This is a genomic window from Stenotrophomonas sp. CFBP 13725, from assembly GCF_014841935.1.
GTDB lineage: Bacteria > Pseudomonadota > Gammaproteobacteria > Xanthomonadales > Xanthomonadaceae > Stenotrophomonas.
This window is the reverse complement of sequence record NZ_JACYUV010000005.1, coordinates 62,394-88,498: the sequence shown is the minus strand read 5'-3', so window position 1 is coordinate 88,498 and position 26,105 is coordinate 62,394. Positions and strand designations below refer to the sequence as shown.

General features: G+C 66.7%; 25 protein-coding genes. 13 read left to right on the top strand and 12 right to left on the bottom strand.

Annotation, left to right across the window (positions count from 1 at the left end):
- Window positions 1-31: 31 nt before the first annotated feature.
- Window positions 32-787 (bottom strand): arginyltransferase, encoded by a 756-nt coding sequence (locus tag IFT65_RS10620; protein WP_188326500.1) that lies wholly within the window; start codon window positions 785-787, stop codon window positions 32-34.
- Window positions 788-944: 157 nt separating this feature from the next.
- Between IFT65_RS10620 and IFT65_RS10615 the strand changes: the two genes are divergently transcribed.
- On the top strand, window positions 945-1,514 hold the full coding sequence (locus IFT65_RS10615) for an EF-hand domain-containing protein (RefSeq protein ID WP_192081411.1): 570 nt from the start codon (window positions 945-947) through the stop codon (window positions 1,512-1,514).
- Window positions 1,515-1,588: 74 nt separating this feature from the next.
- Here the strand turns inward: IFT65_RS10615 and IFT65_RS10610 are convergent, their stop codons facing one another.
- The 5 genes from IFT65_RS10610 to IFT65_RS10590 form a co-directional block, all read right to left on the bottom strand.
- A complete protein-coding gene (locus tag IFT65_RS10610; RefSeq protein WP_192081410.1) occupies window positions 1,589-1,831 on the bottom strand; it encodes a hypothetical protein in 243 nt (80 codons plus the stop codon).
- 192 nt (window positions 1,832-2,023) lie between these two features.
- Window positions 2,024-3,244 carry a sigma-70 family RNA polymerase sigma factor gene (locus tag IFT65_RS10605; RefSeq protein ID WP_192081409.1) on the bottom strand — a complete coding sequence of 407 codons (1,221 nt, stop codon included), beginning with the start codon at window positions 3,242-3,244 and terminating at the stop codon, window positions 2,024-2,026.
- Between the two features lie 114 nt (window positions 3,245-3,358).
- Window positions 3,359-3,883, bottom strand: coding sequence for a pathogenicity-like protein (locus IFT65_RS10600; protein ID WP_192081408.1), 525 nt, complete (start codon window positions 3,881-3,883; stop codon window positions 3,359-3,361).
- Window positions 3,884-3,896: 13 nt separating this feature from the next.
- Window positions 3,897-4,805, bottom strand: coding sequence for an acyl-CoA thioesterase II (gene tesB / locus IFT65_RS10595; protein WP_188326504.1), 909 nt, complete (start codon window positions 4,803-4,805; stop codon window positions 3,897-3,899).
- 61 nt (window positions 4,806-4,866) lie between these two features.
- Window positions 4,867-5,643, bottom strand: a complete 777-nt coding sequence (locus IFT65_RS10590) for an enoyl-CoA hydratase/isomerase family protein (RefSeq protein WP_192081407.1) — start codon at window positions 5,641-5,643, stop codon at window positions 4,867-4,869.
- Between the two features lie 34 nt (window positions 5,644-5,677).
- On the opposite strand from IFT65_RS10590, the gene IFT65_RS10585 reads away from it, so the two are divergent.
- Window positions 5,678-6,130 (top strand): copper chaperone PCu(A)C, encoded by a 453-nt coding sequence (locus IFT65_RS10585; protein ID WP_188326506.1) that lies wholly within the window; start codon window positions 5,678-5,680, stop codon window positions 6,128-6,130.
- A 445-nt stretch (window positions 6,131-6,575) separates the two neighbouring features.
- Here the strand turns inward: IFT65_RS10585 and IFT65_RS10580 are convergent, their stop codons facing one another.
- Window positions 6,576-6,983 carry a thioesterase family protein gene (locus tag IFT65_RS10580; protein WP_192081406.1) on the bottom strand — a complete coding sequence of 136 codons (408 nt, stop codon included), beginning with the start codon at window positions 6,981-6,983 and terminating at the stop codon, window positions 6,576-6,578.
- Window positions 6,983-9,985 carry an excinuclease ABC subunit UvrA gene (gene uvrA / locus IFT65_RS10575; RefSeq protein WP_188326508.1) on the bottom strand — a complete coding sequence of 1,001 codons (3,003 nt, stop codon included), beginning with the start codon at window positions 9,983-9,985 and terminating at the stop codon, window positions 6,983-6,985. Before uvrA ends, IFT65_RS10580 begins: the two co-directional genes overlap by 1 nt.
- 292 nt (window positions 9,986-10,277) lie before the next feature.
- On the opposite strand from uvrA, the gene rplU reads away from it, so the two are divergent.
- The 3 genes from rplU to cgtA all read left to right on the top strand — a co-directional run bounded on the left by rplU (window position 10,278) and on the right by cgtA (window position 12,111).
- Complete coding sequence (gene rplU / locus IFT65_RS10570; protein ID WP_188326509.1) at window positions 10,278-10,598, top strand: 50S ribosomal protein L21; 321 nt, start codon at window positions 10,278-10,280, stop codon at window positions 10,596-10,598.
- A gap of 11 nt (window positions 10,599-10,609) precedes the next feature.
- Window positions 10,610-10,873, top strand: a complete 264-nt coding sequence (gene rpmA, locus IFT65_RS10565; protein ID WP_188326510.1) for a 50S ribosomal protein L27 — start codon at window positions 10,610-10,612, stop codon at window positions 10,871-10,873.
- 182 nt (window positions 10,874-11,055) lie between these two features.
- Window positions 11,056-12,111 carry an Obg family GTPase CgtA gene (gene cgtA / locus IFT65_RS10560; protein ID WP_188326511.1) on the top strand — a complete coding sequence of 352 codons (1,056 nt, stop codon included), beginning with the start codon at window positions 11,056-11,058 and terminating at the stop codon, window positions 12,109-12,111.
- Between the two features lie 913 nt (window positions 12,112-13,024).
- On the opposite strand, the gene IFT65_RS10555 is transcribed toward cgtA, so the two are convergent.
- Window positions 13,025-13,852: an inositol monophosphatase family protein gene (locus IFT65_RS10555; RefSeq protein ID WP_192081405.1), complete on the bottom strand. Its 828-nt coding sequence runs from the start codon at window positions 13,850-13,852 to the stop codon at window positions 13,025-13,027.
- Window positions 13,853-13,967: 115 nt separating this feature from the next.
- Here IFT65_RS10555 and IFT65_RS10550 point away from each other — a divergent pair, with 115 nt between their 5' ends.
- The 3 genes from IFT65_RS10550 to IFT65_RS10540 all read left to right on the top strand — a co-directional run bounded on the left by IFT65_RS10550 (window position 13,968) and on the right by IFT65_RS10540 (window position 17,865).
- Entirely contained in the window at window positions 13,968-14,732 is a 765-nt protein-coding gene (locus IFT65_RS10550) for an RNA methyltransferase (protein WP_192081404.1), read from the top strand.
- A gap of 77 nt (window positions 14,733-14,809) precedes the next feature.
- Window positions 14,810-15,742: a phosphate/phosphite/phosphonate ABC transporter substrate-binding protein gene (locus tag IFT65_RS10545; protein WP_192081583.1), complete on the top strand. Its 933-nt coding sequence runs from the start codon at window positions 14,810-14,812 to the stop codon at window positions 15,740-15,742.
- Entirely contained in the window at window positions 15,739-17,865 is a 2,127-nt protein-coding gene (locus IFT65_RS10540) for a GGDEF domain-containing phosphodiesterase (protein WP_188326810.1), read from the top strand. The genes IFT65_RS10545 and IFT65_RS10540 overlap by 4 nt, the downstream gene beginning before the upstream one ends.
- 79 nt (window positions 17,866-17,944) lie before the next feature.
- On the opposite strand, the gene epmB is transcribed toward IFT65_RS10540, so the two are convergent.
- Window positions 17,945-18,949, bottom strand: coding sequence for an EF-P beta-lysylation protein EpmB (gene epmB, locus IFT65_RS10535; protein ID WP_192081403.1), 1,005 nt, complete (start codon window positions 18,947-18,949; stop codon window positions 17,945-17,947).
- 120 nt (window positions 18,950-19,069) lie between these two features.
- Between epmB and efp the strand changes: the two genes are divergently transcribed.
- The 5 genes from efp to IFT65_RS10510 all read left to right on the top strand — a co-directional run bounded on the left by efp (window position 19,070) and on the right by IFT65_RS10510 (window position 23,302).
- Window positions 19,070-19,636 (top strand): elongation factor P, encoded by a 567-nt coding sequence (gene efp, locus IFT65_RS10530; RefSeq protein ID WP_188326812.1) that lies wholly within the window; start codon window positions 19,070-19,072, stop codon window positions 19,634-19,636.
- A gap of 156 nt (window positions 19,637-19,792) precedes the next feature.
- Window positions 19,793-21,136 (top strand): TRZ/ATZ family hydrolase, encoded by a 1,344-nt coding sequence (locus IFT65_RS10525; RefSeq protein ID WP_192081402.1) that lies wholly within the window; start codon window positions 19,793-19,795, stop codon window positions 21,134-21,136.
- Window positions 21,137-21,178: 42 nt separating this feature from the next.
- Window positions 21,179-21,895, top strand: a complete 717-nt coding sequence (ubiG, locus tag IFT65_RS10520) for a bifunctional 2-polyprenyl-6-hydroxyphenol methylase/3-demethylubiquinol 3-O-methyltransferase UbiG (RefSeq protein WP_192081401.1) — start codon at window positions 21,179-21,181, stop codon at window positions 21,893-21,895.
- Window positions 21,892-22,587, top strand: coding sequence for a phosphoglycolate phosphatase (locus tag IFT65_RS10515; RefSeq protein ID WP_192081400.1), 696 nt, complete (start codon window positions 21,892-21,894; stop codon window positions 22,585-22,587). The genes ubiG and IFT65_RS10515 overlap by 4 nt, the downstream gene beginning before the upstream one ends.
- Before the next feature lie 10 nt (window positions 22,588-22,597).
- Window positions 22,598-23,302 (top strand): squalene/phytoene synthase family protein, encoded by a 705-nt coding sequence (locus IFT65_RS10510; protein WP_192081399.1) that lies wholly within the window; start codon window positions 22,598-22,600, stop codon window positions 23,300-23,302.
- A 613-nt stretch (window positions 23,303-23,915) separates the two neighbouring features.
- On the opposite strand, the gene IFT65_RS10505 is transcribed toward IFT65_RS10510, so the two are convergent.
- Both IFT65_RS10505 and IFT65_RS10500 read right to left on the bottom strand, forming a co-directional pair.
- Window positions 23,916-24,758 (bottom strand): M23 family metallopeptidase, encoded by an 843-nt coding sequence (locus IFT65_RS10505; protein WP_192081398.1) that lies wholly within the window; start codon window positions 24,756-24,758, stop codon window positions 23,916-23,918.
- Window positions 24,758-26,104 (bottom strand): dihydroorotase, encoded by a 1,347-nt coding sequence (locus IFT65_RS10500; RefSeq protein ID WP_192081397.1) that lies wholly within the window; start codon window positions 26,102-26,104, stop codon window positions 24,758-24,760. Before IFT65_RS10500 ends, IFT65_RS10505 begins: the two co-directional genes overlap by 1 nt.
- Window position 26,105: the final 1 nt, after the last annotated feature.

Here is a 26,105-nt window from a genome sequence, read left to right as displayed (position 1 = left end):
ATTGTGCACCGGCGCCTGTGTCAGTGGCTTGTCAGCGACCGGCCAGTTCCAGGTCGAACTCGTTCCAGCGGCGTCCGTCATAGGCTTCAAGCGGGCGGAACCTCCGCTTGTAATCCATCTTCAGGTGGTCGCGTATCCAGTAGCCGAGGTAGAGATGGGGCAAGGCCTCGCGGCGCGCCCATTCCACCTGCTGCAGGATCGCGAACGTGCCCAGACCGCGCTGGGCGTGGTCCGGATCGAAGAACGTGTAGACCGCCGACAGGCCCTGCTCGGTCACGTCGGTGACCGCCACCCCGATCAGGGCGCCGGGACCGCCCTGCGGCGGCGGCAGGCGGATCTCCATGAAGCGGGTGTGCGACCAGCTGCCGATCAGGAACTGCTCGAACTCGTGCGGGCCGTGGCTGTCCATGCCGCCGTTGGCATGCCGGTGCGACAGGTAGCGGCGATACAGCGCGAACAGTTCGTCGCTGGCAGTGGCGGCGGTGATGCGGATTTCCAGGTCAGCGTTGCGCGCGGCGCAGCGGCGCTGGCTGCGGTCGGCGGCGAAGCGCTGCACCGGGATGCGCACTGCTACGCAGGCATGGCACTGCGCACAATGCGGCCGGTAGACCAGATCGCCACTGCGCCGGAACCCCCAGCTGAGCGCCATCGGATACAGGCCACCCAGCCGGCGGTCGTGCGGGTCCAGCACCAGGTCGCGCGCGGTTCGGTCCGGCCAGTAGCCGCACGGGTGCTCGCCGGTCTGGAACAGGCGCAGGTCGTCGTCTCGGTTGCCATGTAGTGCCATGCGGACAGCATAACTTCTGGCTGTCGCATCAGCCGCGACTGTCTGCCTGATGAACGCGGCGGGGTGGCCGGTCAACCGTGGCTCCGCCCGGGCGTTGTTCGTATATCGAGGGTGACAGACATGCACCCCCGTTACCCCCTTCTACTGGAGCGACACCATGACCCTGCGTACCCCCCTGCTGCTGGCCCTGCTGTTCAGCACCTCTGCTACCGGCATCGCACTGGCCGCGGACGCGCCGCCCGCTCCGCAGCGTCCGGCCAAGCTGGACACCAACAACGACGGCTTCGTGGATCGTGCCGAAGCGGCCGCGTCGCCGCGTCTAGTCGCGCGTTTCGACCAGATGGACGCGAACAAGGACGGCAAGCTGTCGCGCGAGGAAATGCCGCGTGGCAAGCACGGCCACCGCGGCCCGGGCCGCGGCCACGCCGAGCAGCTGGCGAAGCTGGACACCAACAAGGACGGCCGCATCAGCCGTGAGGAAGCCAAAGCCGATCCGCGCTTGGCCGAGCGCTTCGATCAGATGGATATCAACAAGGATGGTTTTCTGGACCAGGCCGACAGCGAGCTGCGCATGAAGCAGCATCGGGATGCCTGGTTCACAGCGGCCGATACCAACAAGGACGGCCAGTTGAGCAAGGCCGAGTTCGATGCAGCGAAGGGCCCGATGCACGGTCCCCGCGGCCAGGGCCGGGGACCGGCGGGTCCGGCTCGCCCCGCAGCCAAGTAACCGCGAAGCACAATGGCCTGCCATCGTCGGGCATCCGACGATGGCAGGCGGTCGTTGCCGTTACCCCTGACGGGTTATGGAAGGATCGCGCCTGGGTTGCAGCGGACGCGGTCCTTGCTGATAGGCAGGTTCAGGGGACTGCTCTTCAGCAGAATGTAGCCCTTGTCCACGGCCTCTGCGTTTGAATTGGCGCCGACCTGCACCTTGAGTCCGGGGTGTTTGGTATCAAAGCAGATAAAAGACGAGGCGCGTTCCGATGCAGTCGCTGTAAAGCAGGCAAGCATCAGGGTAGAAAGCGCTGCGGCGCGCAGGATCATTGTCGATCTCCTTGAATCATCGGGATGTGCGCCGGAACGAATCATCTGGGCGCGTGACCAGCTTGACTGCACACATCGCCGAGAGCATTGAGGAACAATGCAGATTCCGATTGGGAGAAAGCATCTGAAAACGGTGCTGACGGCCAGCGGATACGCAGCGCAGTGACGCCCTTCGGTCGCTGCCGCTTTGAACTACAGCGAACCGTTTCTCCACAGCAACGCCCCGACCACGATCAATGCACCCAGGCCAGCGCCCAGCATGCCCTGCTTGCCGTACATCGCTTCGTACGTCCAGTTCCGCTTTCCCTGCCGTCCGCGCCGTTCGGCATCCCGGTCGATCAGCGGCTGCATGATCTGCCGCAGTGGAACCAGACATTGCCAGCACACCAGCGACAGGCCTGCGAACAGAGCGAACAGACCCACCCACACCGGTGCCGCCAGCAGCGAAAGCGCCAGCACGGTGATGCAGACCACGAGCGCAGTGAGCGTGTTGAGGTACACGAAACGCCGGATCTGCGTGCGTTCCTGCGGCGATTCCGCGAATGACATCAGGTAGCGACCGCCGAGGTAACTGAAGGTCGTACCCCCCACCACGGCGCCGATCGTCGCGCCCACGCTGAGTTGGTCCGCAAACACCGGCAGCTGGGATGCCGCTGCGGTCAACGAACCCAGCGCCGTGCCACCGGTCGCACTGGCGCCGCCCAGGCCCAGCTTGGTGCTGCCCGCGCCCACGGTACCCAGCACGATGGCCGCGCTGGCCGTACCCGGCGCCACCACCATCAGCGTCGACACCACCGCTGTAGCGAACGCGGCGCTGGGCGCCGTGCTGCGGGCGAACTCGCCGAAGCGTTGCAGCAGGCCCTCGCGCACCATGCCGCGCGCGCGCGACAGGCGCTTGCGTACCGCCGCGTCACTCAGGCCCAGCAGGTTGGCCACGTGCTGCGAGCGCTGGCCCTCGCGGTAATACAGCAACAGCACTTCGCGGCTGTCTTCAGGCAAGGCGGAGATGATGTCTTCGGCCGCCGTTTCTTCTTCGATCTGTTGCAGGCGGTCGGCTGCATCGGGCGATGGATCGGCCGCCATCTGGATGGCCAGATCGGCCGCATCGCCGGACAGGGGGCGACCGCGCTGACGGCGCAGCCAGTCACGGGCGAGGTTGCGGGTGATCTGCCGCAGCCACGGCATGAAACTGGACGGATTGCGCAGCGTCTGCAGTTGCTGCCAGCCGCGGACAAAGGCGTCTTGGGCGATGTCTTCGCTCGCCTCGCGATCACGGGTGATGGCCAGGGCGATGGCGGTGACCGTGTTCTGGCACGCCTGCACGATGCGGCCATACGCGTGCTGGCAGCCCTCTGCGGCGGCCGGCAGTTCGCGGTGCAGGACATCATCGAAGGGTGCGGCAACAGTCGTCATGGGCGGCGCTCCTGCGGGGATTGTGTCCCAAGACGAAGCGGCACGGCGAATGTGACCGCCCGGTAGTGACGGCCGCGGGCGGTCAGCGTTGACGGCCAGCGGTCGTCTTCGCGGTCAGCGTTGCGGGGCGGCTGGCTGGATGCGCACGCGGACTTCTTCTTCCTCTTCCGGCGCGGCGGGCGGGGTCGGTGCGGCAGGCTGCGGCTGGGCGGCGGGTTCCGGTGCAGCGGGAGCAGGCTGCGGGGCCTGAGCGCCGCGATGGCCCATCGCGATGAACAGCGCGACGCCGGCGATCACCACCAGCAGGGCGATGCGGATGCGCCACGCCCAGCCGCGGCCGCTGGTGGCAGCGGCGGGTTCGCGGAAGGCGAATTCCGCGGTCGGATGGTCGCGGCGCGTGGTGTCGAGCAGCCGTGCATCACGCAGGATTTCGCGCGCCTTCGGCTGGTCGTCGGCCCGCACCACCCACACCGTGGGCGGTCGGATGTTCTTGTTCTGGTCGAGGTAGCTGAACTGGCCGCGGCGTTTGGTGTGGTACGTGCGCCCATCGGTCACACGTACTTCGATGTCATGGCTGCGCAGCAGTTCGGCCACGCCCTCCACGGTTTCCACGCGCTGGCTGCTGAATATCTGTCTCATGGGATGGGGTCCTTCAGTCCTTCGCCGGTACGGCGGCTGCGGCGACGCTGTCGGGCACCACGCGGATCAGGCCTTCCTGTGCCGTGCTGGCGACCAGCCGACCCTGGCGGTCGAAGAACTGGCCGCGTGCCAAGCCGCGCGAATCCTGCGCGCTGGGACTGTCCAGCGAGTACAGCAGCCAGTCGTCGGCGCGGAATGGCCGGTGGAACCAGATGGCGTGATCCAGCGAGGCCATCTGCACGTGCGGCTGGTAATAGCTGATGCCGTGCGGGAACGTTGCCGTGCCCAACAGGTGGAAGTCCGATGCATAGGCCAGCAGCGCCTGGTGCAGCTCCGGGGAATCGCCCACCGGCTCGCTCAGGCGGAACCAGACCTGGTGATACGGCGGGCGCTTGGGCGGGTTGAGTTCATCGCGCGGATAGACGTGGCGGAACTCGAACGGACCGCCGCGTGACAGCCAGCGCTGCACCTTGATCGGCAGCCGCTCCAGCACATCCTGCGGCAGCGGGCGGTTGGGTTCCAGGTCTTCCGGCTGCGGCACTTCCGGCATCTTGTGCTGGTGCTCGGCGCCGTGCTCGGCCTGCTGGAACGAGGCCGCGCAGAAGAAGATCACCTTGCCGTGCTGGATGGCGGTGACCCGGCGTACCGAGAAACTGCCGCCGTCCCGGGTGCGGTCGACGTCGTACACGATCGGATGATCGATGTTGCCCGCCCGCAGAAAGTAGGCGTGCAACGAATGGACGTGGCGGCCGTTCTCCACCGTGGCCTGGGCTGCAGCCAGGGCCTGGCCCAGCACCTGTCCACCGAACACATACTTGGTGCCGATGTCGCGGCTCTGGCCACGGAACAGGTTGTCTTCCAGCCGCTCCAGGGTGAGCAGGTCGATCAGTTCGGAGACGACGGGTTCGTGCGTGTCGTTCAAGAGGGACAGCCGGTGTCAGGACAGGGGGCGATTATAGCGGGGACGCCCCCGGACCCACGGTTCATTTACCCAGCCGGGCGACCAGTTGCTGCAAGGCCTGCTGCGCATCGGGCGCGTACCAGGATTCGATGAAGCGATCCAGCTGTATCAGGTCCGGGTGCAGGGCTTCGTGCAGCTCGGCGCGGGCGATGGCCCGGGTCAGCAGCATGGGCTGGCGCGGCATCTTCAGCAGCCGCTGCAGCCACGCCACGGCGCGGGCCACCACCAGATCGCCGTCCGCCAGCTCATCCACCAGGCCGATCTGCAGCGCCTGCTCGGCCGGCACCATCGCCGCAGTGGTAAGCAGGATGCCGGCGCGGTGGACGCCTACGGCACGGCGCAGCAGGCGCTGGATGCCTTCAGGCGCGACCAGGCCGACCTGCACCTCGTTCAATCCGATGGTGAAGGGCTGGGCAGGGTCAATGCTGCGCGCCATCACCCGGTAGTCGCAGCACAGCGCCAGCACGCAGCCCCCTGCCGGCGCGTGGCCGGTCAGCGCGGCCACCACCGGGATGCGGCTCTCGGCCAGCGTGCGCACCGCGCCGAAGAACGCCTGCCAGCTGTCCAGCAGGGCACGCTGGTCATCGCCATGGGCCATCAGGTGCGGTACGTCCATGCCGCCGGTGAACACGCGCTCGTTGCCGGACAGCACCAGGCCGTGCACGTCCTCGGCCATGGCCTGTTCGATCGCGTGGATCAGCTGCCGGCACAGCTCGGTGTCGAGCGCATTGACCGGCGGCCGCGCCAGGCGCAGTTCGCGGATGGGGCCGTGGTTGTACACCTCGATGAGGGTGGTCATGCTGCGATCTCTTGCCGTGAGGGAACGTGGTCCGATGATAACCAAACCATTCGTTGGCGTACTGTTCGGGATCTGCGCCTGGGCTGCGCCCCTTGTGGGCTCCGCCGCGACGGTGACCTGCCTGGAAGTAAAGGAGGGCTGGGCGCGATTGCCGCCGACCGCCTCCACGCCGATGACCGCCGGCTACGGGAAGATCCGCAACGCATGCGGAAAGGCCGTCACGGTGGTGGGCGCGCGCAGTGCGGCCTTCGCCGATGTGTCGCTGCATGAAACCCGGGTGCAGGGCGATGTCAGCCGCATGCAGCACCTGCACCATCTGGCGATACCGGCGGGCGCGACGATCGAATTGAAACCCGGTGGCATGCACCTGATGTTGATGCAGGCAACTGGCGCAGTGAAAGAGGGGCAGGCGGTGCCGGTCGTATTGGCGCTGGACGGCGGTGACGAAGCCAGCATCACCCTGCAGGTGCGGAAGGCCGCCCCCTGACACCCCGCAGTCGTGCGGACGGATGCCGGGTAGCGCCGAGCCACGCTCGGCGAGCGCAGGGGCAGGGTCTACGTGCAGAAGCCGCCGAGCACGGCTCGGCGCTACCGGGGTGGAGTCAGTAGCGCTGAGCCACGCTCGGCGAGCGCAGCGGCAGGGTCTACGTGCAGAAGCCGCCGAGCACGGCTCGGCGCTACCGGGGGGTGTCTGTAGCGCCGAGCCACGCTCGGCGAGCGCAGCGGCAGGCTCTACGTGCAGAAGCCGCCGAGCACGGCTCGGCGCTACCGGGTGGGTGTCTGTAGCGACGAGCCACGCTTGGCGAGCGCAGCGGCGGGTCTACGTGCAGAAGCCGCCGAGCACGGCTCGGCGCTACCGGGGTGGTGTCTGTAGCGCCGAGCCACGCTCGGCGAGCGCAGCGGCAGGGTCTACGTGCAGAAGCCGAGGCCGCTCAGGTCGAGGCGTTGCGCACTGCATCCGGCAACGGCGCGCTCTTGCCGGTCTGCGTATCCATCCACACCACCACCACGTTGCCATCCGAGTACAGGCGCGTTTCGTCCTGCTGGTCGACGATGCGATGGCCGATGGTGACGCTGCTGTTGCCCAGCCGCTCCACGAACAGTTCCACCAGGATGTCGTTCGGCCACACGATCGGCAGCCGGTAGTTGACGTTGGTGGCGGCCACCACCGGCGCGATGCGGTCGGTCATCGCCACGCCTTCCACGCCCAGCATCCAGCGCACGCGCGCTTCTTCCAGGTACGAGATGTACTTGGCGTTGTTGACGTGGCCCATGCTGTCCATGTCGCGCCAGCGCACGCTGATCGGTATGCGGGCGAGGATCTTGTGCTCGTTGCTCATCAGGCGTCCTTCTTCTTGCGCGTCGCGGGGGTCTTGGTCGCGGCGGACTTGGTCGTGGTGCCGGTGCTCTTGGCGGCGGCAGCCTTCTTCTTGGGTTCCGGCTTCACCTTGCGCGGCGGGCGGGCATCCGGCTTGTTCGCCACCGCGGCCGGCTTGTCCGGACGCGCGCTGATCGAAGGCAGCATCTTCGCCAGGAACTGGCCGGTGTACGAGGTCGGGCAGGCTGCCACGTCTTCCGGCGTGCCGGTGACCAGGATCGTGCCACCGCGGTGGCCGCCTTCCGGGCCGAGATCGACGATCCAGTCGGCGGTCTTGATGACATCCAGATTGTGCTCGATCACCACCACCGTGTTGCCTTCGTCGCGCAGCTTGTGCAGCACGCCCAGCAGCGCTTCGATGTCGTGGAAATGCAGGCCGGTGGTCGGCTCATCCAGGATGTACAGCGTGCGCCCGGTATCGCGGCGCGACAGTTCCTTGGACAGCTTCACGCGTTGTGCTTCACCACCGGACAGCGTGGTCGCGCTCTGCCCCAGCTTGATATAGCTCAGGCCCACGTCGACCAGGGTTTCCAGCTTGCGCGCGATGCTCGGCACCGGCTCGAACAGCTTCAGCGCATCTTCGACGGTCATCTGCAGCACGTCGTTGATGTTGTAGCCCTTGTACAGAATCTCCAGCGTCTCGCGGTTGTAGCGCTTGCCATGGCAGACATCGCACGGCACGTACACGTCCGGCAGGAAGTGCATTTCGACCTTGATCAGGCCATCGCCCTGGCAGGCTTCGCAGCGGCCACCGCGCACGTTGAAGCTGAAGCGGCCCGGCGAGTAACCGCGCGCACGCGATTCGGGTACCTGCGCGTACAGCTCGCGCAGGGGCGTGAACAGACCGGTGTACGTGGCCGGATTCGAGCGCGGGGTGCGGCCGATCGGCGACTGGTCGATGTCCACGACTTTGTCGAACAGGTCCAGCCCGTCGATTTCCTTGTACGGCGCGATGTCGTGCGATGCGCCGTTGATCTCGTTGGCGGCCAGCGAGAACAACGTGTCGTTGATCAGCGTGGACTTGCCCGAGCCGGACACGCCGGTGATGCAGGTCATCAGGCCCGCCGGAATCGCCAGGTCGACGTTCTTCAGGTTGTTGCCGCTGGCGCCGCGCAGGTGCAGGGTCGTCTTCGGATTCGGCTTGTGCCGGCGCGCCGGGATCTCGATCCCGCGCTTGCCCGACAGGTACTGGCCGGTCAGCGAACGGGGCGAATCCAGGATGTCCTGCAGGGTGCCCTGGCCGACGATCTCGCCACCGTGCACGCCCGCGCCCGGACCGATGTCCAGCACGTAGTCGGCCAGACGGATCGCATCTTCGTCATGCTCCACCACGATCACCGTGTTGCCCAGGTCACGCAGGCGGGTGAGGGTGCCAAGCAGGCGTTCGTTGTCGCGCTGGTGCAGGCCGATGGACGGCTCATCCAGCACATACATCACACCGACCAGACCCGCGCCGATCTGCGACGCCAGGCGGATGCGCTGGGCCTCACCACCGGACAGGGTATCGGCCTTGCGTTCCAAGCTCAGGTAATCCAGGCCCACGTCCACCAGGAAGCCGAGGCGTTCACCGATTTCCTTGACGATCTTGCTGGCGATTTCGCCACGCCAGCCCGGCAGGCTCAGCGTGTTGAAGAACGTCAGTGCCTCGTCGATCGGCATCACCACCAGGTCCGGCAGCGGACGGTCGGCCACGAACACGTTGCGCGCGGCACGGTTCAGGCGGGCGCCCTTGCACTCCGGGCAACTCTGCTCGCTGATGTACTTGCCCAGTTCTTCCTGCACCGCCGACGATTCGGTTTCCTTGTAGCGGCGTTCCAGGTTGGGAATGATGCCCTCGAAGCGGTGCTTGCGCTGGGTGCGCCCGCCTGCCTCGGTGAAGTAGGTGAAGCTGATGGTTTCGTCGCCGCTGCCGTACAGCACGGCCTTCTGCACGTTGGCCGGCAGCGTGTTCCAGGCCGCATCCACATCGAACTTGTAGTGCTTGGCCAGCGAGGCGATCAGCTGGAAGTAGTACGCGTTGCGACGGTCCCAGCCGCGCACGGCGCCGGCCGACAGCGGCAGCTCCGGGTGCACGACCACGCGGGACGGATCGAAGAACTCGGCCATGCCCAGGCCATCGCAGCCGGGGCAGGCGCCCATGGGGGCATTGAACGAGAACAGGCGGGGCTCCAGCTCGGGCAGCGAGTAATCGCAGACCGGGCACGAGTACTTGGACGAGAACAGCGCGGGCGCCGCATCGGCTGCGTCCAGCGACTGCACCGACACCATGCCGTCACCGAGCTTCAGTGCGGTTTCAAAGCTTTCGGCCAGGCGCTGCTTGATGTCATCGCGCGGGCGGAACCGGTCGATCACCGCCTCGATGGTGTGCTTCTGGCGCAGCGCCAGCGGCGGCACTTCGTCCACTTCGTACAACACGCCGTCAACGCGCACGCGGACGTAGCCCTGCGCACGCAGCTGGTCGAAGACCTGCGCATGCTCGCCCTTGCGGTCGCGGATCACCGGCGCCAACAGCATGTAGCGCTGTTCCGGATCCAGCGTCAGCACGTGGTCGACCATCTGGCTGACGGTCTGCGCTTCCAGCGGGTAGCCGTGGTCCGGGCAGCGCGGGGTGCCGACGCGCGCGTACAGCAGGCGCAGGTAATCGTAGATTTCGGTGATGGTGCCGACGGTCGAACGCGGATTGTGCGAGGTCGACTTCTGTTCGATCGAGATGGCCGGGGACAGGCCTTCGATGTGGTCCAGGTCCGGCTTTTCCATCACGCTGAGGAACTGGCGGGCATAGGCCGACAGGGATTCGACGTAACGGCGCTGGCCCTCGGCGTAGATCGTATCGAACGCCAACGAGGACTTGCCCGAGCCGGACAGGCCGGTGATCACGATCAGCTTGTCACGCGGCAGATCGAGATCGATGTTCTTGAGGTTGTGCGTCCGCGCGCCGCGGATGCGGATGAAATCCATCGCCATGGGGGATCCGGTAGTGGGGACTTGGGCTGGGGCCCGGCCAGCAGGAAGGGCGTCGGGGACGGCAATCAAGCAGCCTACCGAGCAGACCAGATGGGGGCAATGGGCGACAATGCCAGCCGCCAGTCGCATGGGATGAGATTGCCAGTCAGGGTGATGAAGGCCTTGTGCCGCCTGCGTTTGCGTGGCGTGGGGCTGGGTTGACCGGGGCAGGGGGCTCGCGTACAATTCCGCTCCTGTTTGCCCTCGATGGCAACAGCCAATAGACCACAATAACTACAAAGGAAGTCTGGTCATGTACGCAGTACTGGTCACCGGCGGTAAGCAATACCGCGTCGCGCAGGGCGAAAAGCTCCGCGTGGAAAAGCTCGAAGTCGAAGTCGGCAGCGAGATCAAGTTTGACAACATCCTGCTGCTCGGCGACAGCGATGGCATCAAGATCGGCGACGCCCTGAGCGGCGCTTCGGTCACTGCCACCGTCCTGTCCCAGGGTCGTGCCGACAAGATCCGGATCATCAAGTTCCGTCGTCGTAAGCACCACATGAAGCGCCAGGGTCACCGTCAGTACTACACCGAAATCGAGATCACCGGCGTTGCCGGTGGCAGCAGCAAGTAAGGAGATAGGTCATGGCACATAAAAAAGGCGTAGGCTCTTCGCGCAACGGTCGCGACTCCAACCCGAAATACCTCGGCGTGAAGATCTTCGGTGGCCAGGCCATCGACGCCGGCAACATCATCGTGCGTCAGCGCGGCACCCAGTTCCATCCGGGTACCGGCGTCGGCCTCGGCCGTGACCACACCCTGTTCGCCCTGGTGAACGGCAAGGTGGAGTTCTCGGTCAAGGGTCCGAACAAGCGTCGTACCGTCAGCGTGGTGTCGGTCGAAGCCTGATCCAGGCCTGGCTGGCAGCCCATGCTGGTCATGGGTTCGCTGCAGAAGAGCCCCGCTTCGGCGGGGTTTTTCGTTGAATGAAGTACCCGGCCCACCGCCCAGGTGGCCGTGCTCCGGCTGCGCCGGCGCGCTAGAATCCCAAGGCGACGGCAGGCTGCCGCGCCCATCGTAGGCATCGAAAAATGAAACTGGTAGACGAAGCAGAAATTGAAGTGTTCGCCGGCAACGGCGGCAATGGCTGTATCGGCTTCCGTCGCGAGAAGTTCATCCCGCTCGGTGGCCCCGATGGTGGCGATGGCGGCGGCGGTGGCAGCGTGTGGATCCGCGCCGACGAAAACCTGAACACCCTGGTCGATTTCCGCCATGACCGCATCTTCAAGGCGCAGCGCGGCGAGAACGGGATGGGCCGCCAGGCCTATGGCAAGGGCGGCGAAGACCTGATCATCACCGTGCCGATCGGCACGACGGTGACCAACGTGGCCACCGACGAAGTGATCGGTGACATGACCACGCACGGCGATCGCCTGTTGGTGGCCAAGGGCGGCCGTGGCGGCCTGGGCAACATGCATTTCAAGAGCTCGACCAACCGCTCGCCGCGCCAGGCGCTGCCGGGCGAGCCGGGCGAAGAGCGTTCGTTGAAGCTGGAGCTGAAGCTGCTGGCCGACGTCGGTCTGCTGGGCTTCCCCAATGCCGGCAAGAGCACGCTGATCCGCGCGGTGTCGGCGGCAACGCCGAAGGTGGCCGATTACCCGTTCACCACGCTGTACCCGAACCTGGGTGTGGTGAAGGTGGAGAACTACCGCAGCTTCGTGATCGCCGATATTCCGGGCCTGATCGAAGGCGCGGCCGACGGTGCAGGCTTGGGTGCGCAGTTCCTGCGCCACCTGCAGCGCACCCGCCTGTTGCTGCATCTGGTGGACATTTCGCCGATGGAAGGCGGGGTGGAAATCTCGCCGGTGGAGCAGGTGCGTGCGATCGAGCGCGAGCTGGAACGTCACGATCCGGAGCTGCTGCAGAAGCCGCGCTGGCTGGTGCTGAACAAGGCCGACCTGATGTTCGAGGACGAGGCCAAGGCTGCGGCCGAGCAGATCATTGCGGATCTGGGCTGGAAGGAGCCGTGGTTCCTGGTGTCGGCGCTGGGTCGCGAGGGTACGTTCCCGGTGATGAGCAAGATCATGGCCTTCTTTGATCGCCAGAAGGAAGACGAGCAGCAGGCGCGTCACGCGGCTGGCGAGTAATCGATTCTTCTTTTGATTGCACGCGAAAAGCCCGGCTTCGGCCGGGTTTTTTGTTGGCTGTTGGTTGGCAGCGAACGGCGGAGCCCCTCGTGGTGGGTCGCGGACAGCGGTGTCCTGGGAGTGGGCCGGGCGGGAGGGGTTGGTGGGGGACGGCAAGGGCTGCATCCATGCGGGCCTCGTTTCGCGCCATCCATGGCGCTCAACGCCCCCACCAACCCCTCCCGCCCGGCCCTGACAGTCCGCGCGCGTCCCGCCACGTAATGAAAAAAGAAAAGCGGTAGCGCCGACCCATGGTCGGCGAGCGTAGCGGGCCGTTGGCGGAAACATTCCGCCGACCATGGGTCGGCGCTACCGGTGGCTCCGTTGACCCGTCTGGGGGAGGGAGCCCCTGAGTCAGCGTCGGCGCGCGCGTCCCGCCACGTAATGAAGAATGAAAAGCGGTAGCGCCGACCCATGGTCGGCGAGCGTAGCGGGCCGTTGGCGTGAACATTCCGCCGACCATGGGTCGGCGCTACCGGTGGCTCCGTTGACCCGTCGGGTGGAGGGAGCCCCTGAGTCAGCGTCGGCGCGCGCGGCCCGCCACGTAATGAGAAATGAAAAGCGGTAGCGCCGACCCATGGTCGGNCGCTACCCATGTCGGTATGCCCGACGGCTCCTTGGCCACCATGGACCTGCCGATCCTGCTGTTGCACCGTTCGACCAGCCGGATGTTGAAGCGGTAGCGCCGACCCATGGTCGGCGAGCGCAGCGGGCCGTTGGCGGGAACATTCCGCCGAGCACGGCTCGGCGCTACCCATGTCGGCATGCCCGACGGCTCCTTGGCCACCATGGACCTGCCGATCCTGCTGTTGCACCAGACAGTAGAACGGCGCCCGCAGGCGCCGTTCGACCAGCCGGATGTTGAAGCGAAGCGTCAGAACTTCGCGTCGAACTCGGCGGCATAGCCGGTGTTGACCAGCACCTTCTGCAGCGCCTCGGCCACCTTCAGGTTGCCGGCGACCACCTGGTGGTTTTCCGGGCCGCGGTTGTCCATGCGGCCCAGGGGGGCGCCCTTGTAATCGCATACCTTGCCGCCCGCCTCGCGCACCAGCAGCACACCTGCCGCGATGTCCCACGACTTCACGCCGGCTTCGAAGTAGGCATCGGCGCGACCACAGGCCACGTAGGCCAGGTCGAGTGCCGCCGAGCCGGTACGGCGCATGTCTTCGGCCTGCACCAGCAGCGTATCGACCGTCTTCAGCTGGGCGCTGGCGCGGGCGCGCTCGCGCGGCGCGAAGCCGGTGTGGATCATCGTGCCTTCCAGGTCCTTGCGGTCCGACACGCGGATGCGGCGATCGTTGAACACCGCGCCGGCGCCACGGCTGGCCGTGAACAGCTCATTGCGCAGCGGGTCGAAGATGACCGCATCGATCGGCTCGCCGTTCTCGACCAGTGCAATGGACACGCAGTAGTGCGGAAAACCGCGCAGGTAGTTGCTGGTTCCGTCCAGCGGATCGATCACCCACATGTAGCGGTTGGCGCCCTGGATGCCGCCCTCTTCGCCGATCACGCCGTACTCGGGGTAGGCGCGCTTGAGTTCCTTGATGATGACCTTTTCCGCATCGCCATCCACCTCGCTCGCATAGTCCATACGGCCCTTCTGAACGACGTTCAGCGTCTCGAGCTTGTTGATGTTGCGCAGCAATACATTGCCGGCGAGGCGGGCGGCCTTGACCATGACGGTGACGGCGGGTTTCTGCATGGTAATAGCTCCCGGGAGGGCAGAGGGGGGATTGGCGGGGGAAAAGAGCAGGTCCGGCGCAGTGGCCGGCCGCACAGTTTACCATTGCAGGCCGTCCAGCTCGACTACTGCGTTCATGTCCGATCCATCCCTAGCTCCCCGTATCCGTTTTGTCCTGGTGGGCACCCAGCATCCCGGCAACATGGGTGCCGCCGCACGTGCCATGAAGACCATGGGCCTGAGCCGGTTGGTCCTGGTCGCCCCGGAAAAGCCGCTTGATGAAGAAGCCTTCCGCCGCTCGGCCGGGGCCGAGGACGTGCTGGGCGACGCGCCGGTGGTGGCCACCCTGGCAGACGCCGTTGCGGACTGCACCCTGGTGCTGGGCTGCACGGCCCGCGCGCGTCGGGTGCAGCTGGAAGAGCTGCTGCCCACCTTGGCTGCCGAACGGGTGGCTGGCAAGGCGGCCGAAGGCGCCGAGGTGGCGGTGGTGTTCGGCCGGGAGCGCACCGGCCTGACCAACGAAGAACTGCAGCTGTGCCACGTCGCGGTGCACATTCCGTCCGATCCGGCCTTCAGTTCGCTCAATCTGGCTGCCGCGGTGCAGGTGCTGGCCTACGAAGTGCGCATGCGCTTGTTGGGCGATGCCGCCGTGCCGGTGGTCGAGCCCGGCCTGCGCGAGCAGCCTGCCAGCCACGAGCAGATGGAGAGCTTCTTCGGTCAGCTGGGTGAGACGCTGGAAGAGATCGAGTTCCACAAGGGAAGGGCGCCGGAATCGGCGATGCGCAAGCTGCGTCGCCTGTTCCTGCGCAGTGCGCCGAGCGAACAGGAAGTCCGCCTGCTGCGCGGCATTCTGGCCGACGCCCAGCGGATGGCCCGGATTGCCCACGAGGGCGACAAATAGCCTGACGCAGTTCTCACTTTTTCGGGTAGTCTTTCCCCTACACCAAGGGGGTCATCGTGATCGGTTGGCTGGGACGCATGCAGTGGGGACTGCTGGGCCTGGCGTGTCTGCTGTCGGCAGGCACGTGCTTTGCTGCGTCCGCACCCGTACCCACGAACCGCCAGGGCGACAGCCATGTGCTGGTGCTGGGGCGCATCACCGATGACCCGCAGGCGCATTACCCACAGCTGCAGCCGTTGCTGGACTACGTGGTAGCGCACATGCACGACCTTGGCATCCGCGAGGGCCGCGTGCTGATGGCACGCGATGCCCAGCAGATGGCCAGCTATCTGCGCCGGGGTCGGGTCGACTGGGTCACAGAAACCGCCGGCACTGCCGTCGCGCTCGGGCAGCGTGCCGACGCGCGCCCGCTGCTGCTCACCGAGCGCAGTGGCGTGCGCGATTACCACAGCGTGTTTTTCGTGCGGAAGGAAAGCCCTGTGCGCCAGCTCGCCGATCTGCGCGGGCACACGGTGGCCTTGCAGAACGTGGCCTCCACCAGCGCGTACCTCGTGCCGGCGATGACCCTGCTCGAGCACGGGATGGTGCCGCAGATCCTGCAGTCGCCCGACGATGTGCCGACTGCTGACGCCGTGGGGTATGTGTTCGCCCGTACCGAATTGAACATCGCGACCTTCGTGCAGAAGGGCATGGTGGACGGCGGCGTGGTCAGCAGCGTGGACTGGGACGACGAGCGGCGCGTGCCGCCGGCGTTCAAGCATGACCTGCGGGTGATCTTCCGCACCGCGCCGTATCCGCGCGCGGTGGAAGTGGTGCGCGCCGACCTGGACGTGCGCGTGCGCGACCGGCTGCAGCAGGTGCTGCTGGATGCGGCGAACGATCCCGCTGCGCGCGGTGCGCTTGAACGGTTTTTTGGTACATCCGGCTTCCACCGCGTCGATGCGCGGATGCAGCAGCGCCTGGATGATTTGAAACAAGGCTTGGTACGCGTGCGGATGGAAGTGGAATGAGGCGGCTAGGGTCTGGGATGCAGGCGCGCTTCGTGCTCGCGATGGGCGGGGCGATGCTGGTGGTGGTGGCGATCCTCGGTGTGTTGCTGGGGAGGCAGGCTGCGTCGCAGCGGGAGGTCACGCGGCTGAGCGGCACGGTGATCCATGAACTGTTCGACCGCAGCACGCGCAGCCGTGGCGAGATCATGGCGCGCGAGCTGGCGGATGCGCTGGCCAATCCGATCTACTACAACGACCTGGAGCAGGTCGGCGCGTTGGTGCGCAACATCGCCCGCCAACGCGCGGTGGGGTATGTGCTGGTGTTCGATGGCAAGGGCCGTCTGCTGCACGACGGCACCGTCGCGGTGCCCGGCTACGGGCGGGCGATGTCCGATCCGCTGGCGGCTGGCGCGATCGCGGCCACCGGTCCACTGGTGCAGGAGTCGCCGAAAGTGCTGGAAAACAGCATGCCCATCATGATCGGCAACCAGCGCCTTGGGGGCGTGCGCGTCGGCATGGCCTTGCAGGAGATCCAGGCGCTGGAGGCGCAGGCCAGCCAGACCCTGGCCCAGCGCCTGCAGCAGGTAGGCACGCGCCACCTCGGCTGGCTGCTGCTGATGCTGGGGCTGCTGCTGGCGATCGGCGTGGCCGTTGTGATGTATGTACAGCGCACGCTGGTCGCCCCGATACGAGGGCTGGCGCTGGCCGCACGGCAGATTGAAGCCGGCGATTACCAGGTGCCACTGCGCGAGAACCATCGCGATGACGAGGTAGGTGAGCTGGTGCGCGCTTTTGCCCGCATGCGGGATGCGATAGCGCGGCATGACCGCGAAGTCCGCCACATGGCCTACACCGATGCCCTGACCGGCCTGACCAACCGGCTCGCCTTCCGCGAGGCCTTGGACCATCGCCTGATGGCCGCACGTGCGTCGGGCCAGCGCTTGGCGTTGCTGTTCGCCGACATGGATGATTTCAAGCGGGTCAACGACACGCTGGGTCACGATGCCGGGGACGAGGCCCTGTTGCAGTTCGTGCAGCGTATCGGCGATGCCGTGTCAGAGGCGGGGGGCGACGATGCGCTGCTTGCCCGCTTCGGCGGCGACGAATTCGTGATCCTGCTCGGCGAGGGCGACGTGGCGGCACGTGCGCGCGAGCTGGCCGACCGTCTGGTGCACGAGCTGGGCAAGCCGCTCCGGGTGCACGGCAAGGAACTGTTTCTGGGCGCCTCCATCGGCGTCACCTTGTTCCCCGATGATGCAGCCGATGCCACGGCGCTGCTGAAGAACGGGGACGTGGCGATGTACCAGGCCAAGATGGCGGGAAAGAACTGCCACCGGTACTACAGCCGGGCGATGGACCATGCGGTGGAGCGTCGCGTGCACATGGAGCAGGAGCTGCGCGGTGCATGGGAGCGCGGTGAACTGCGGCTGGCCTACCAGCCGATCTTCCGCACGCGCGATCGCCGCATGGTCGGCGTGGAAGTGCTGCTGCGCTGGCAGCACCCGACGATGGGCACGATTCCGCCTTCGGTGTTCATCGAAGTGGCCGAGCAGAGTGGGTTGATTGAAGTCATCGGGCCGAAAGTCCTGCGTGCGGCCTGCATGGAAGCGGCGCAGTGGCCCCGCAACGTGGATGACGAAGGTCTCTTCGTGTCGGTCAACGTGTCGCCGCGGCAGCTGCGCGGGGGCGAGTTGCCGGATCTGGTCGCGCAGTGCCTGCATGAATCCGGTCTGCCCGCCTCGCGCCTGCACCTGGAGCTGACCGAAACCGCGGTCATCGGCGATGAAATGCTCGCCGCACAACTGTTGGACAAGCTGCACCGGACAGGCGTCAAAGTCTGGCTGGACGATTTCGGTACGGGGTTCTCCGGCCTGAGTCATCTTCGCCAAGTGCCGGTGGACGGGGTGAAGATCGACAAGAGCTTCGTGGCCGACATGCAGCGCGACCCGGACGACTTGGCCCTGACTACTGCGATCATCGCCATGGCCCATGCGCTGGGCATCACCGTGGTCGCCGAAGGCATCGAACAGGAAGTGCAGTTCGAGCTGTTGAGCCAGCGTGGCTGCGACCTCGCCCAAGGCTACTGGCTGAGCCACCCGGTCACCGCCACGGCGATCGTGCAGATGATCGAATCCGGCGCCTGAAAAAAGGGGACGGAGGGGATTAAGTCGCATCTGGCCCGCGTGGGCCAGATGCGACTTAATCCCCTCCGTCCCCTTTTTTCTACAGCGGGCGCTTGCTGGGGTCGCCGGGGAGTTCGCGTACCAGCTTGGGCACGAGGTAGCCGGACAGGCGGGCGGTCAGCGCGGCCAGCAGCGCCTTGGCGCGGGCGTCGTCGACTTCGAAGTGCGCTACGCCTTCCACCTTGTCCAGCTGGTGCAGGTAGTAGGGCAGCACGCCGGCGGCGAAGCTGCGTTCGCTCAGCGCGGCGAGGGCTTCGACGCTGTCGTTGACGCCGCGCAGCAGCACGGCCTGGTTGAGCAGCTGGACGCCGGCCGCGCGCAGTCGCGCCATCGCGGTGTCCACGCTGTCGTCGAACTCATTGGCATGGTTTGCATGCACCACGAAAGCCAGCGGCCAGGGAAGGCTGCCGAGCCAGGCGATGAGTTCGTCATCCACCCGTTCGGGCAGCACGATCGGCAGGCGGCTGTGGATGCGCAGGCGGCGGATGTGCGGGATGGCACGCAGGGCGTCGGTCAATTCGACCAGTTTGTGCGTGGCCAGCGACAGCGGGTCACCCCCGGACAGAATGACTTCATCGATGGACGGGTCTTCGGCGATTGCCTGCACCGCATCCTGCCATCCGCCCTTGGCCGCGTTTTCCGTACCGTAGTCGAAGTGGCGACGGAAGCAGTAGCGGCAGTTGATCGCGCAGCTGCCGGTGGTGACCAGCAGCGCCCGCCCGCGGTACTTCTGGATGACGCCGGTGGCCTTCTTTGCGGCACCGTCGCCCACGGCATCGAAACTGAATCCTTCGACCTGCCGCATTTCCTCGTTGACCGGCAATACCTGGCGCAACAGGGGGTCGTGCGGATCGCCATGCCGCATGCGCCCGGCGAAGCCCTCCGGCACCCGCTGCGCGAACTGCTGCAGGGCGGCCTCGGATACGCCCAGTGCCACCGGATCCAACCCCAGCCGGGACAACAGCTCGGCCGGGTCGCGGATCGCCTGGCGCCAGAGCTGCTGCCAGCGGGCGGAGACGGGGCGGGGAGCGGCAGAGAGCTGCATGGACAGGGGGCCTGCGGTTATCATGGGGATATAAATCAGCGCCCACCGGCCTCCGGTGGGCGTTCCATTCTATCCGGCTCGCCGCACATGCGGCGGTTTCGCCATTTGAGGAGCTTGAGCATGGCCACTGCGGGCATGAACGATGTCAAGAACGGGATGAAGATCCTGGTCAACAATGAACCGGCGGTCATCTCGGAAACCGAGTTCATCAAGCCGGGCAAGGGCCAGGCCTTCACCCGCGTGCGCTACCGCTTCATCAAGTCCGGCCGTACGGTCGAACTGACCATGAAAGCCACCGACAACGTGGAAGTGGCCGACGTCGTCGACACCAACATGGACTTCATGTACAGCGACGGCGAGTACTGGCACTTCATGGATCCGGAATCCTTCGAGCAGGTCCAGGCCGACAAGGCCGGCATGGGCGGCGCGGAGAAGTGGCTGAAGGGCGAAGAGTCCTGCATCGTGACCCTGTGGAACGGTTCGCCGATCTTCGTGCAGCCGCCGAACTTCGTCGAGCTGAAGATCACCGAGACCGATCCCGGCGTGCGCGGCGACACCTCCGGCGGCGGCGGCAAGCCGGCCACGCTGGAAACCGGCGCAGTGGTGCGTGTGCCGCTGTTCGTCAACCAGGAAGAAATCATCAAGGTCGATACGCGTTCGGGCGAATACTCCGCACGCGTAAAGTAATCCGGCCAAGCCGGATTACGGCAGAGACGGCCGCTGGCCGTCTGCTGCTGCTCCACCTGGCAGACGGCCGCCGGCAGTCTGCTACCTGCTCTACAGGGTGGACGGCCAACGGCCGCCCCCACGGCAGGCCCGCCGCCCCCAGCCAAGTGAGCCCGCATGACCGATACCCTGCGCACCCCCGAAGCCTGTGACCTGCTGATCGAAGCCGGCTACGTGGTCCCGATCGAGCCGCATGCGGTGGTGCTGGAAGACCACGCGGTGGCCATCCGCAACGGAGAGATCATCGCCGTCCTGCCGCGCGCCGATGCCCGCGAGCGCTTCAGCGCCGCCCAGGTGGTGAGCCGTCCGGACGCTGCATTGATGCCCGGGCTGGTCAATGCCCACACGCACAATCCGATGACGCTCCTGCGCGGGGTGGCCGACGACCTGCCGCTGATGACCTGGCTGCAACAGCACATCTGGCCGGTGGAAGCGGCGGTGATCGGGCCGGAATTCGTGGCCGACGGCACCACGCTGGCCATCGCCGAGATGCTGCGCGGCGGCACCACGTGCGCCAACGAGAACTATTTCTTCGGTGACGTGCAGGCGGCTGTCTACAAGAAACATGGTTTCCGCGCGCTGGTCGGCGCGGTGATCATCGATTTCCCCACGGCGTGGGCGAAGTCCGATGACGAGTACTTCGCGAAGGCTGGCGAGCTGCATGACCAGTGGCGCAACGATCCGCTGATCGGCACGTCGTTCGCCCCGCACGCGCCGTATACGGTCAACGATGCGAACTTCGAGCGCGTGCGCATGCTGTCCGACCAGCTGGACATGCAGGTGCACCTGCATACGCATGAAACCGCTCAGGAGATCACCGATTCGATCAAGCTGCATGGCCAGCGTCCGCTCGCGCGACTCGATCGCCTGGGCCTGGTCAACGACCGCCTGATCGCCGTGCACATGACCCAGCTGACCGAGGCGGAGATCCACCTGTGCGCCGAACGTGGCGTGAGCGTGGTGCACTGCCCCGAATCCAACCTCAAGCTGGCGTCCGGCTTCTGTCCGGCGTGCGCGCTTGAGCGGGCCGGCGTCAATCTCGCGATCGGCACCGATGGCTGTGCCAGCAACAACGATCTGGACATGTTCAGCGAGAACCGCACCGCGGCGATCCTGGCCAAGGCCGTCGCCAACGATGCCACCGCACTGGATGCGGCGACCACGCTGCGTGCCTCGACACTGGGCGGTGCCCGCGCGCTGGGCTTCGGCGAGCGCATCGGTTCGATCGAAGTCGGCAAGCAGGCCGACCTGGTCTGCGTGGACCTGTCCGCACTGGAAACCCAGCCGCTGCACAACGTGCTGTCCCAGCTGGTGTATGCCACCGGCCGGCAGCAGGTGAGCGACGTCTGGATTGCCGGACAGCCCAAGCTGGTGCAGCGCGAGCTGGTCGGCATGGACCTGCCGGGCATCATCGCCAACGCACGCCAGTGGCGCGAGCGCATCCGCCACGTACGTGCCTGAACTGCCCATCCGCGTGCGTCTAGCGCCGCAAGGACTCCCGACATGAATGCCCCCAATCCTTCTTCCAATTTCGACCAGGCCGAACTGGACAAATTCGCCGCGCTGGCGACCCGCTGGTGGGATGCCGACGGCCCGCAGAAACCGCTGCACGCACTCAACCCGGTGCGCCTGCAGTACGTGGCCGAGCGCGCTCCGCTGCGCGGCCTGCGCGTGCTGGATATCGGCTGCGGTGGTGGCCTGTTGAGCGAAGCATTGGCCCAGGCCGGTGCGGAAGTCACCGCGATCGACCTTGCCCCGGAGCTGGTAAAGGTCGCCCGGCTGCATGCGCTGGAAAGTGGAGTGACCGTCGACTACCGCGTACAGGCAGCCGAGGACCTGGCGGCCGAGCAGCCGGCAGGTTTCGACGTGGTCACCTGCATGGAAATGCTGGAGCACGTGCCCGATCCCGCCGCCATCATCGAGGCGTGCAAGCAGCTGCTGAAGCCGGGCGGGCAGCTGTTCCTGTCCACGATCAACCGCACCGCGGCCGCGTTCGCGGTGGCGATTGTCGGTGCCGAGTACGTGGCGCGCCTGCTGCCGAAGGGGACGCATCACTACCAGGAATTCATCAAGCCGGCCGAGCTCTCGCGCTGGCTGCGCGAAGCGGACCTGCAGTTGCAGGATGTCAGTGGCATGGCCTACGAGCCGTGGCGCAACCGTGCGCGCCTGAGCAGCCGTACCGACATCAATTACCTCGCCCACGCGGTCAAGCCCGCATGACCGCAGCGCGCTTCCCGCGCGCGGTGCTGTTCGATCTGGACGGCACCCTGCTGGACAGCGCGCCGGATTTCGTGGCCACCACCACGGCGATGCTGGCGGCACGCGGCCGCGCGGCGGTGTCGCTGGAGCAGCTTCGTCCCGTGGTGTCCAAGGGCGCGCGCGCGATGCTGGCCGTTGCGTTCCCCGAGCTGCCCGACACCGCACGCGATGGATTGGTGCCGGAGTTCCTGCAGCGCTATGAAGTCCTGATCGGCCAGCATGCCGTGCTGTTCGACGGAGTGGCGGACATGCTCGATGCGTTGGACGCCGATGGCGCGCGGTGGGGCATCGTCACCAACAAGCCGGAGTACCTGGCGCGGCTGATCCTGCCCCAGCAGCACTGGCAGGACCGGTGTGCGGTGTTGATCGGCGGCGACTCGCTGCCGCAGCGCAAGCCGCACCCCCTGCCGCTGCTCCACGCCGCGCAGCTGATGGGCGTCAGTGCCCCGCACTGCGTCTATGTCGGCGACGACGAGCGCGACATCATCGCGGCACGCGCGGCGGGCATGCGATCGATCGCCGCGCTCTGGGGCTACCGCCTCGCCGAGGACGATCCAGCGACCTGGCAGGCCGACACCAACGTTGAAGATGCGGTTTCCCTGCAACAGGCCTCGCAGTGGCCCACTTTCCCGGCCGTGCCGGGTTCTATTTGAAGGACGTGTAGTGAACAGCAGTGGGTTGGACAGTTTCCTCGACAAATGGCGAGCCCGCTGGCCGGAATGGTCGGTCGCCGAGCCATTCGTGGCGCCAGACCTCCGCGCGCGCACCGTGGCGTGGTTCGCGCTGCTGCAGGAATTCGACGACATGCTCAACACCAGCGGCGACCCGCTGCCGGCCGATGCCAAGCTGGCCTGGTGGGGCGAGGAGCTGCGCAGCTGGGCGTCACAGCGCTCGCGGCATCCGCTGGGGCGCGTGCTGGAGCCGGTGCGTGCGCCGTGGGCGCAGCTGGCTGATGCACTGCCGTCGCTGGTCGATGCGCGTGCCGTTGCGCCGGATGCGCCGGCCGCGGAACGCGCGCTGGGCGACTACGCCAACGCTGTGGCAGGCGTGGAGGCGGTGCTGTTCGAGGATCGATTGCGCAGTGGGGCAGGGCATGCGGTGCTGACGCAGACACTGGCGCAGCGGCTGTTCGATGCCGGTGTTGCCGGTATCCCGCGATCACTGCTGGAGCAGGACGCCACAGGGGCCGCCCAGCGCTGGGCCAGCATGCTGTTGAAGCCGTGGCGTCGCCGCGTTGCCGGCCCGCGGCCGCGTCGGATCTGGGCAGCATTGGCCCGTGCCCGGCTGCAGGCACAGGCCAACGGCAAGCCGATAGAAGCGACCCCGGTGCGCACGTTGTTGCGTGTGTGGTGGGCCGCGCGGGGCTGATGCCAGCGCGTCGACAGTAGCGCCGAGCCACGCTCGGCGAGCGCAGCGGGCCGTTCGCTGGACGATTCCGCCGAGCGTGGCTCGGCGCTACCGATGCAGCATCTGCGACGCCCGGAATTCGTAGCGCCGCCCCATGGTCGGCGAGCGCAGCGGGCCGTTGCCTGAAAGATTCCGCCGAGCGTGGCTCGGCGCTACCGATGCAGAATCCGCGACGCCCGGAATCCGTAGCGCCGACCCAGGGTCGGCGAGCGCAGCGGGCCGTTGGCTGGACGATTCCGCCGAGCGTGGCTCGGCGCTACCGATGCAGCATCCGCGACGTCCGGAATCCGTAGCGCCGACCCAGGGTCGGCGAGCGCAGCGGGCCGTTGGCTGGACGATTCCGCCGAGCGTGGCTCGGCGCTACCGATGCAGCATCCGCGACGCCCGGAATCCGTAGCGCCGACCCATGGTCGGCGAGCGCAGCGGGCCGTTGGCTGGACGATTCCGCCGAGCGTGGCTCGGCGCTACCGATGCAGCATCCGCGACGTCCGGAATCCGTAGCGCCGACCCAGGGTCGGCGAGCGCAGCGGGCCGTTGCCTGAAAGATTCCGCCGAGCGTGGCTCGGCGCTACCGTTATTTCCGTTCGAGCACCAGCAGCGGATCCATGCGGGTGTCGAACCAGTTCATGCCCCAATGCAGGTGCGGGCCGGTCGCTCGCCCGGTCGCGCCGACGGCGGCGATCACCTGACCCTGCTCGACACGGTCCCCCACCTTTACGTCGATGCGCGACAGGTGCAGGAAATTCGAACTGACCCCGAAACCATGGTCCAACAGCAAGGTGCCGCCGGTGAGATACAGGTCAGGCGCGGCAAATGTGACCACACCTGCGGCCGGTGCCTTCACCGGGGTGCCGGTGGGCACCGCGATGTCCATGCCGGAGTGGCCCGAACCGGGCTGACCGTTGTACACGCGTGCATTGCCGAAGCGCCCGCTGATGCGCCCCTGCACCGGCCACGTGAACGGCTGCGCGAAGTCGGCGCGGTTGTCATCGCGGGCGCGGGCGGCAGTGACCTGCGCCTGCTCCCGCTTGATGCGCTCGGCAATGGCCGCGGGCGGATTGACCGTCTTCGGCGGGACGCCGTTGACGCGCTCCACCGGCCAGTCGCGGGCCGTGACGGCGATACGCACGGTCTCGCTGCCGCCGTCGGGGCGCTGGACGTCCACCTGCAGCGGACCCTTCTCGTCACGACCGATGCCGAACACCACGCTGCCATAACCGCTAACGCGCAGCGTGCGTCCGCCGAAACGCACGGTGCTGCCCGCGGGCACTTTTCCGATCACCATCGCGCCTTGCGATGCACTTGCCGGGAACACCACCCGGGCCTCGGCGGACTGCGCGGCGGCAGGCGAGATCGGAAATGCCAGCACGACCGGCAGGGCGCCGGCCAGGATCGACGCGAGCAATGTCCCGCGCATCAGCGGCTGAACGCCAGACGCTGGCCGTTGGCCGCACCGACAATCTGGCTACCGTCCCAGGCCAGCTGGCCGTTGATCCAGGTGGACGCGATGCGCGACTGGAACGTGGTGCCTTCGAAGGGCGACCAGCCGCACTTGGACAGCACGTCCTCGCGCTTCACGGTAAACGGCTTGTCTTCCACCAGCACCAGGTCGGCGAAATAGCCTTCGCGCAGGAACCCGCGCTCGGCCACGTCGAACAGCTGCGCCGGCGCATGCGCGAACTTCTGCACCACGCGCGTGATGTCGAGCTTGCCTTCGTGCACCAGTTCCAGCGCGGCCGTCAGGGCGTACTGCACCAGGGGCAGGCCGGACGGCGCCTGCGGGTAGGGTTTCTGCTTTTCTTCCCAGGTATGCGGGGCGTGGTCGGTGGCCAGCACATCGATGATGTCCTCCACCAGGGCGCGGGTCAGTGCCTCGCGGTCGGCCACGTCCTTGATGGCCGGGTTGCACTTGATCAGGTTGCCCAGCCGCGCGTAATCGGTGCGGTCGAAGCGCAGGAAATGGATGCAGGTTTCCGCGGTGATCTGCTTGCGACTGCCATCGGCACGGATCATCGGTCCGCGCTCGAACAGCATCAATTCGTCGGCCGTGGAGATATGCAGCACGTGCAGGCGCGTGCCGTGTTTCCTCGCCAGCGCCACCGCCAGCTGCGATGACTTCAGGCAGGCTTCGCGCGAACGGATGTCCGGATGCTGTTCAGCGCTCAGCGTATCGCCGTACTGCGCCTGGAACTGCTTGGCCAGCGCGTCGATCATCGGCGTGTCTTCGCAGTGGGTGATGATCGGCGTCGGCGCATCGCGGAAGATCGCATCCAGCGTGTCCGGGTTGTCCACCAGCATGTTGCCGGTCGATGCGCCCATGAAGACCTTGATGCCCGGCGCGGTCTTCGGATCCAGCCGCTGGATGTGCTCCAGGTTGTCGTTGCTTGCACCCATGTAGAAGCCGTAATTGGCGCGCGCGCGGCCCGCGGCGGCATCGTACTTGGCCTGCAGTGCATCGGCGTTCAAGGTGGGCGGATTGGTGTTCGGCATGTCCATGAAGGTGGTCAGTCCACCGGCCACGGCCGCCGCCGATTCGGTCGCGATGTCGCCCTTGTGGGTCAGGCCGGGTTCGCGGAAATGCACCTGGTCATCGATCATCCCGGGCAGCAGCCAGCGGCCAGCGGCGTCGACGACCTGCTCGCCATCGCCGGCGGCCAGGCTGCCGTCAATGCGGGCGATGCGGCCGTTCTCGATGCGCAGATCGGCAGTGAAGACCCGGCCTTCGTTGACCAGGCGGGCATTGGTGATCAGGGTGGACGACATG

Bases quoted from the DNA above. Each gene is read 5' to 3' on its own strand.
- cgtA (WP_188326511.1), top strand. From the start codon at position 11,056: ATGAAACTGGTAGACGAAGCAGAAATTGAAGTGTTCGCCGGCAACGGC.
- efp (WP_188326812.1), top strand. From the start codon at position 19,070: ATGGCCACTGCGGGCATGAACGATGTCAAGAACGGGATGAAGATCCTG.
- IFT65_RS10605 (WP_192081409.1), bottom strand. From the start codon at position 3,244: ATGACGACTGTTGCCGCACCCTTCGATGATGTCCTGCACCGCGAACTG.
- IFT65_RS10590 (WP_192081407.1), bottom strand. From the start codon at position 5,643: ATGACCACCCTCATCGAGGTGTACAACCACGGCCCCATCCGCGAACTG.
- IFT65_RS10555 (WP_192081405.1), bottom strand. From the start codon at position 13,852: ATGCAGAAACCCGCCGTCACCGTCATGGTCAAGGCCGCCCGCCTCGCC.
- IFT65_RS10550 (WP_192081404.1), top strand. From the start codon at position 13,968: ATGTCCGATCCATCCCTAGCTCCCCGTATCCGTTTTGTCCTGGTGGGC.
- IFT65_RS10540 (WP_188326810.1), top strand. From the start codon at position 15,739: ATGAGGCGGCTAGGGTCTGGGATGCAGGCGCGCTTCGTGCTCGCGATG.
- IFT65_RS10620 (WP_188326500.1), bottom strand. From the start codon at position 787: ATGGCACTACATGGCAACCGAGACGACGACCTGCGCCTGTTCCAGACC.
- IFT65_RS10545 (WP_192081583.1), top strand. From the start codon at position 14,810: ATGCAGTGGGGACTGCTGGGCCTGGCGTGTCTGCTGTCGGCAGGCACG.
- epmB (WP_192081403.1), bottom strand. From the start codon at position 18,949: ATGCAGCTCTCTGCCGCTCCCCGCCCCGTCTCCGCCCGCTGGCAGCAG.
- IFT65_RS10525 (WP_192081402.1), top strand. From the start codon at position 19,793: ATGACCGATACCCTGCGCACCCCCGAAGCCTGTGACCTGCTGATCGAA.
- rpmA (WP_188326510.1), top strand. From the start codon at position 10,610: ATGGCACATAAAAAAGGCGTAGGCTCTTCGCGCAACGGTCGCGACTCC.
- IFT65_RS10500 (WP_192081397.1), bottom strand. From the start codon at position 26,104: ATGTCGTCCACCCTGATCACCAATGCCCGCCTGGTCAACGAAGGCCGG.
- IFT65_RS10600 (WP_192081408.1), bottom strand. From the start codon at position 3,883: ATGAGACAGATATTCAGCAGCCAGCGCGTGGAAACCGTGGAGGGCGTG.
- IFT65_RS10505 (WP_192081398.1), bottom strand. From the start codon at position 24,758: ATGCGCGGGACATTGCTCGCGTCGATCCTGGCCGGCGCCCTGCCGGTC.
- IFT65_RS10515 (WP_192081400.1), top strand. From the start codon at position 21,892: ATGACCGCAGCGCGCTTCCCGCGCGCGGTGCTGTTCGATCTGGACGGC.
- IFT65_RS10615 (WP_192081411.1), top strand. From the start codon at position 945: ATGACCCTGCGTACCCCCCTGCTGCTGGCCCTGCTGTTCAGCACCTCT.
- uvrA (WP_188326508.1), bottom strand. From the start codon at position 9,985: ATGGCGATGGATTTCATCCGCATCCGCGGCGCGCGGACGCACAACCTC.
- IFT65_RS10580 (WP_192081406.1), bottom strand. From the start codon at position 6,983: ATGAGCAACGAGCACAAGATCCTCGCCCGCATACCGATCAGCGTGCGC.
- IFT65_RS10585 (WP_188326506.1), top strand. From the start codon at position 5,678: ATGATAACCAAACCATTCGTTGGCGTACTGTTCGGGATCTGCGCCTGG.
- IFT65_RS10610 (WP_192081410.1), bottom strand. From the start codon at position 1,831: ATGATCCTGCGCGCCGCAGCGCTTTCTACCCTGATGCTTGCCTGCTTT.
- rplU (WP_188326509.1), top strand. From the start codon at position 10,278: ATGTACGCAGTACTGGTCACCGGCGGTAAGCAATACCGCGTCGCGCAG.
- ubiG (WP_192081401.1), top strand. From the start codon at position 21,179: ATGAATGCCCCCAATCCTTCTTCCAATTTCGACCAGGCCGAACTGGAC.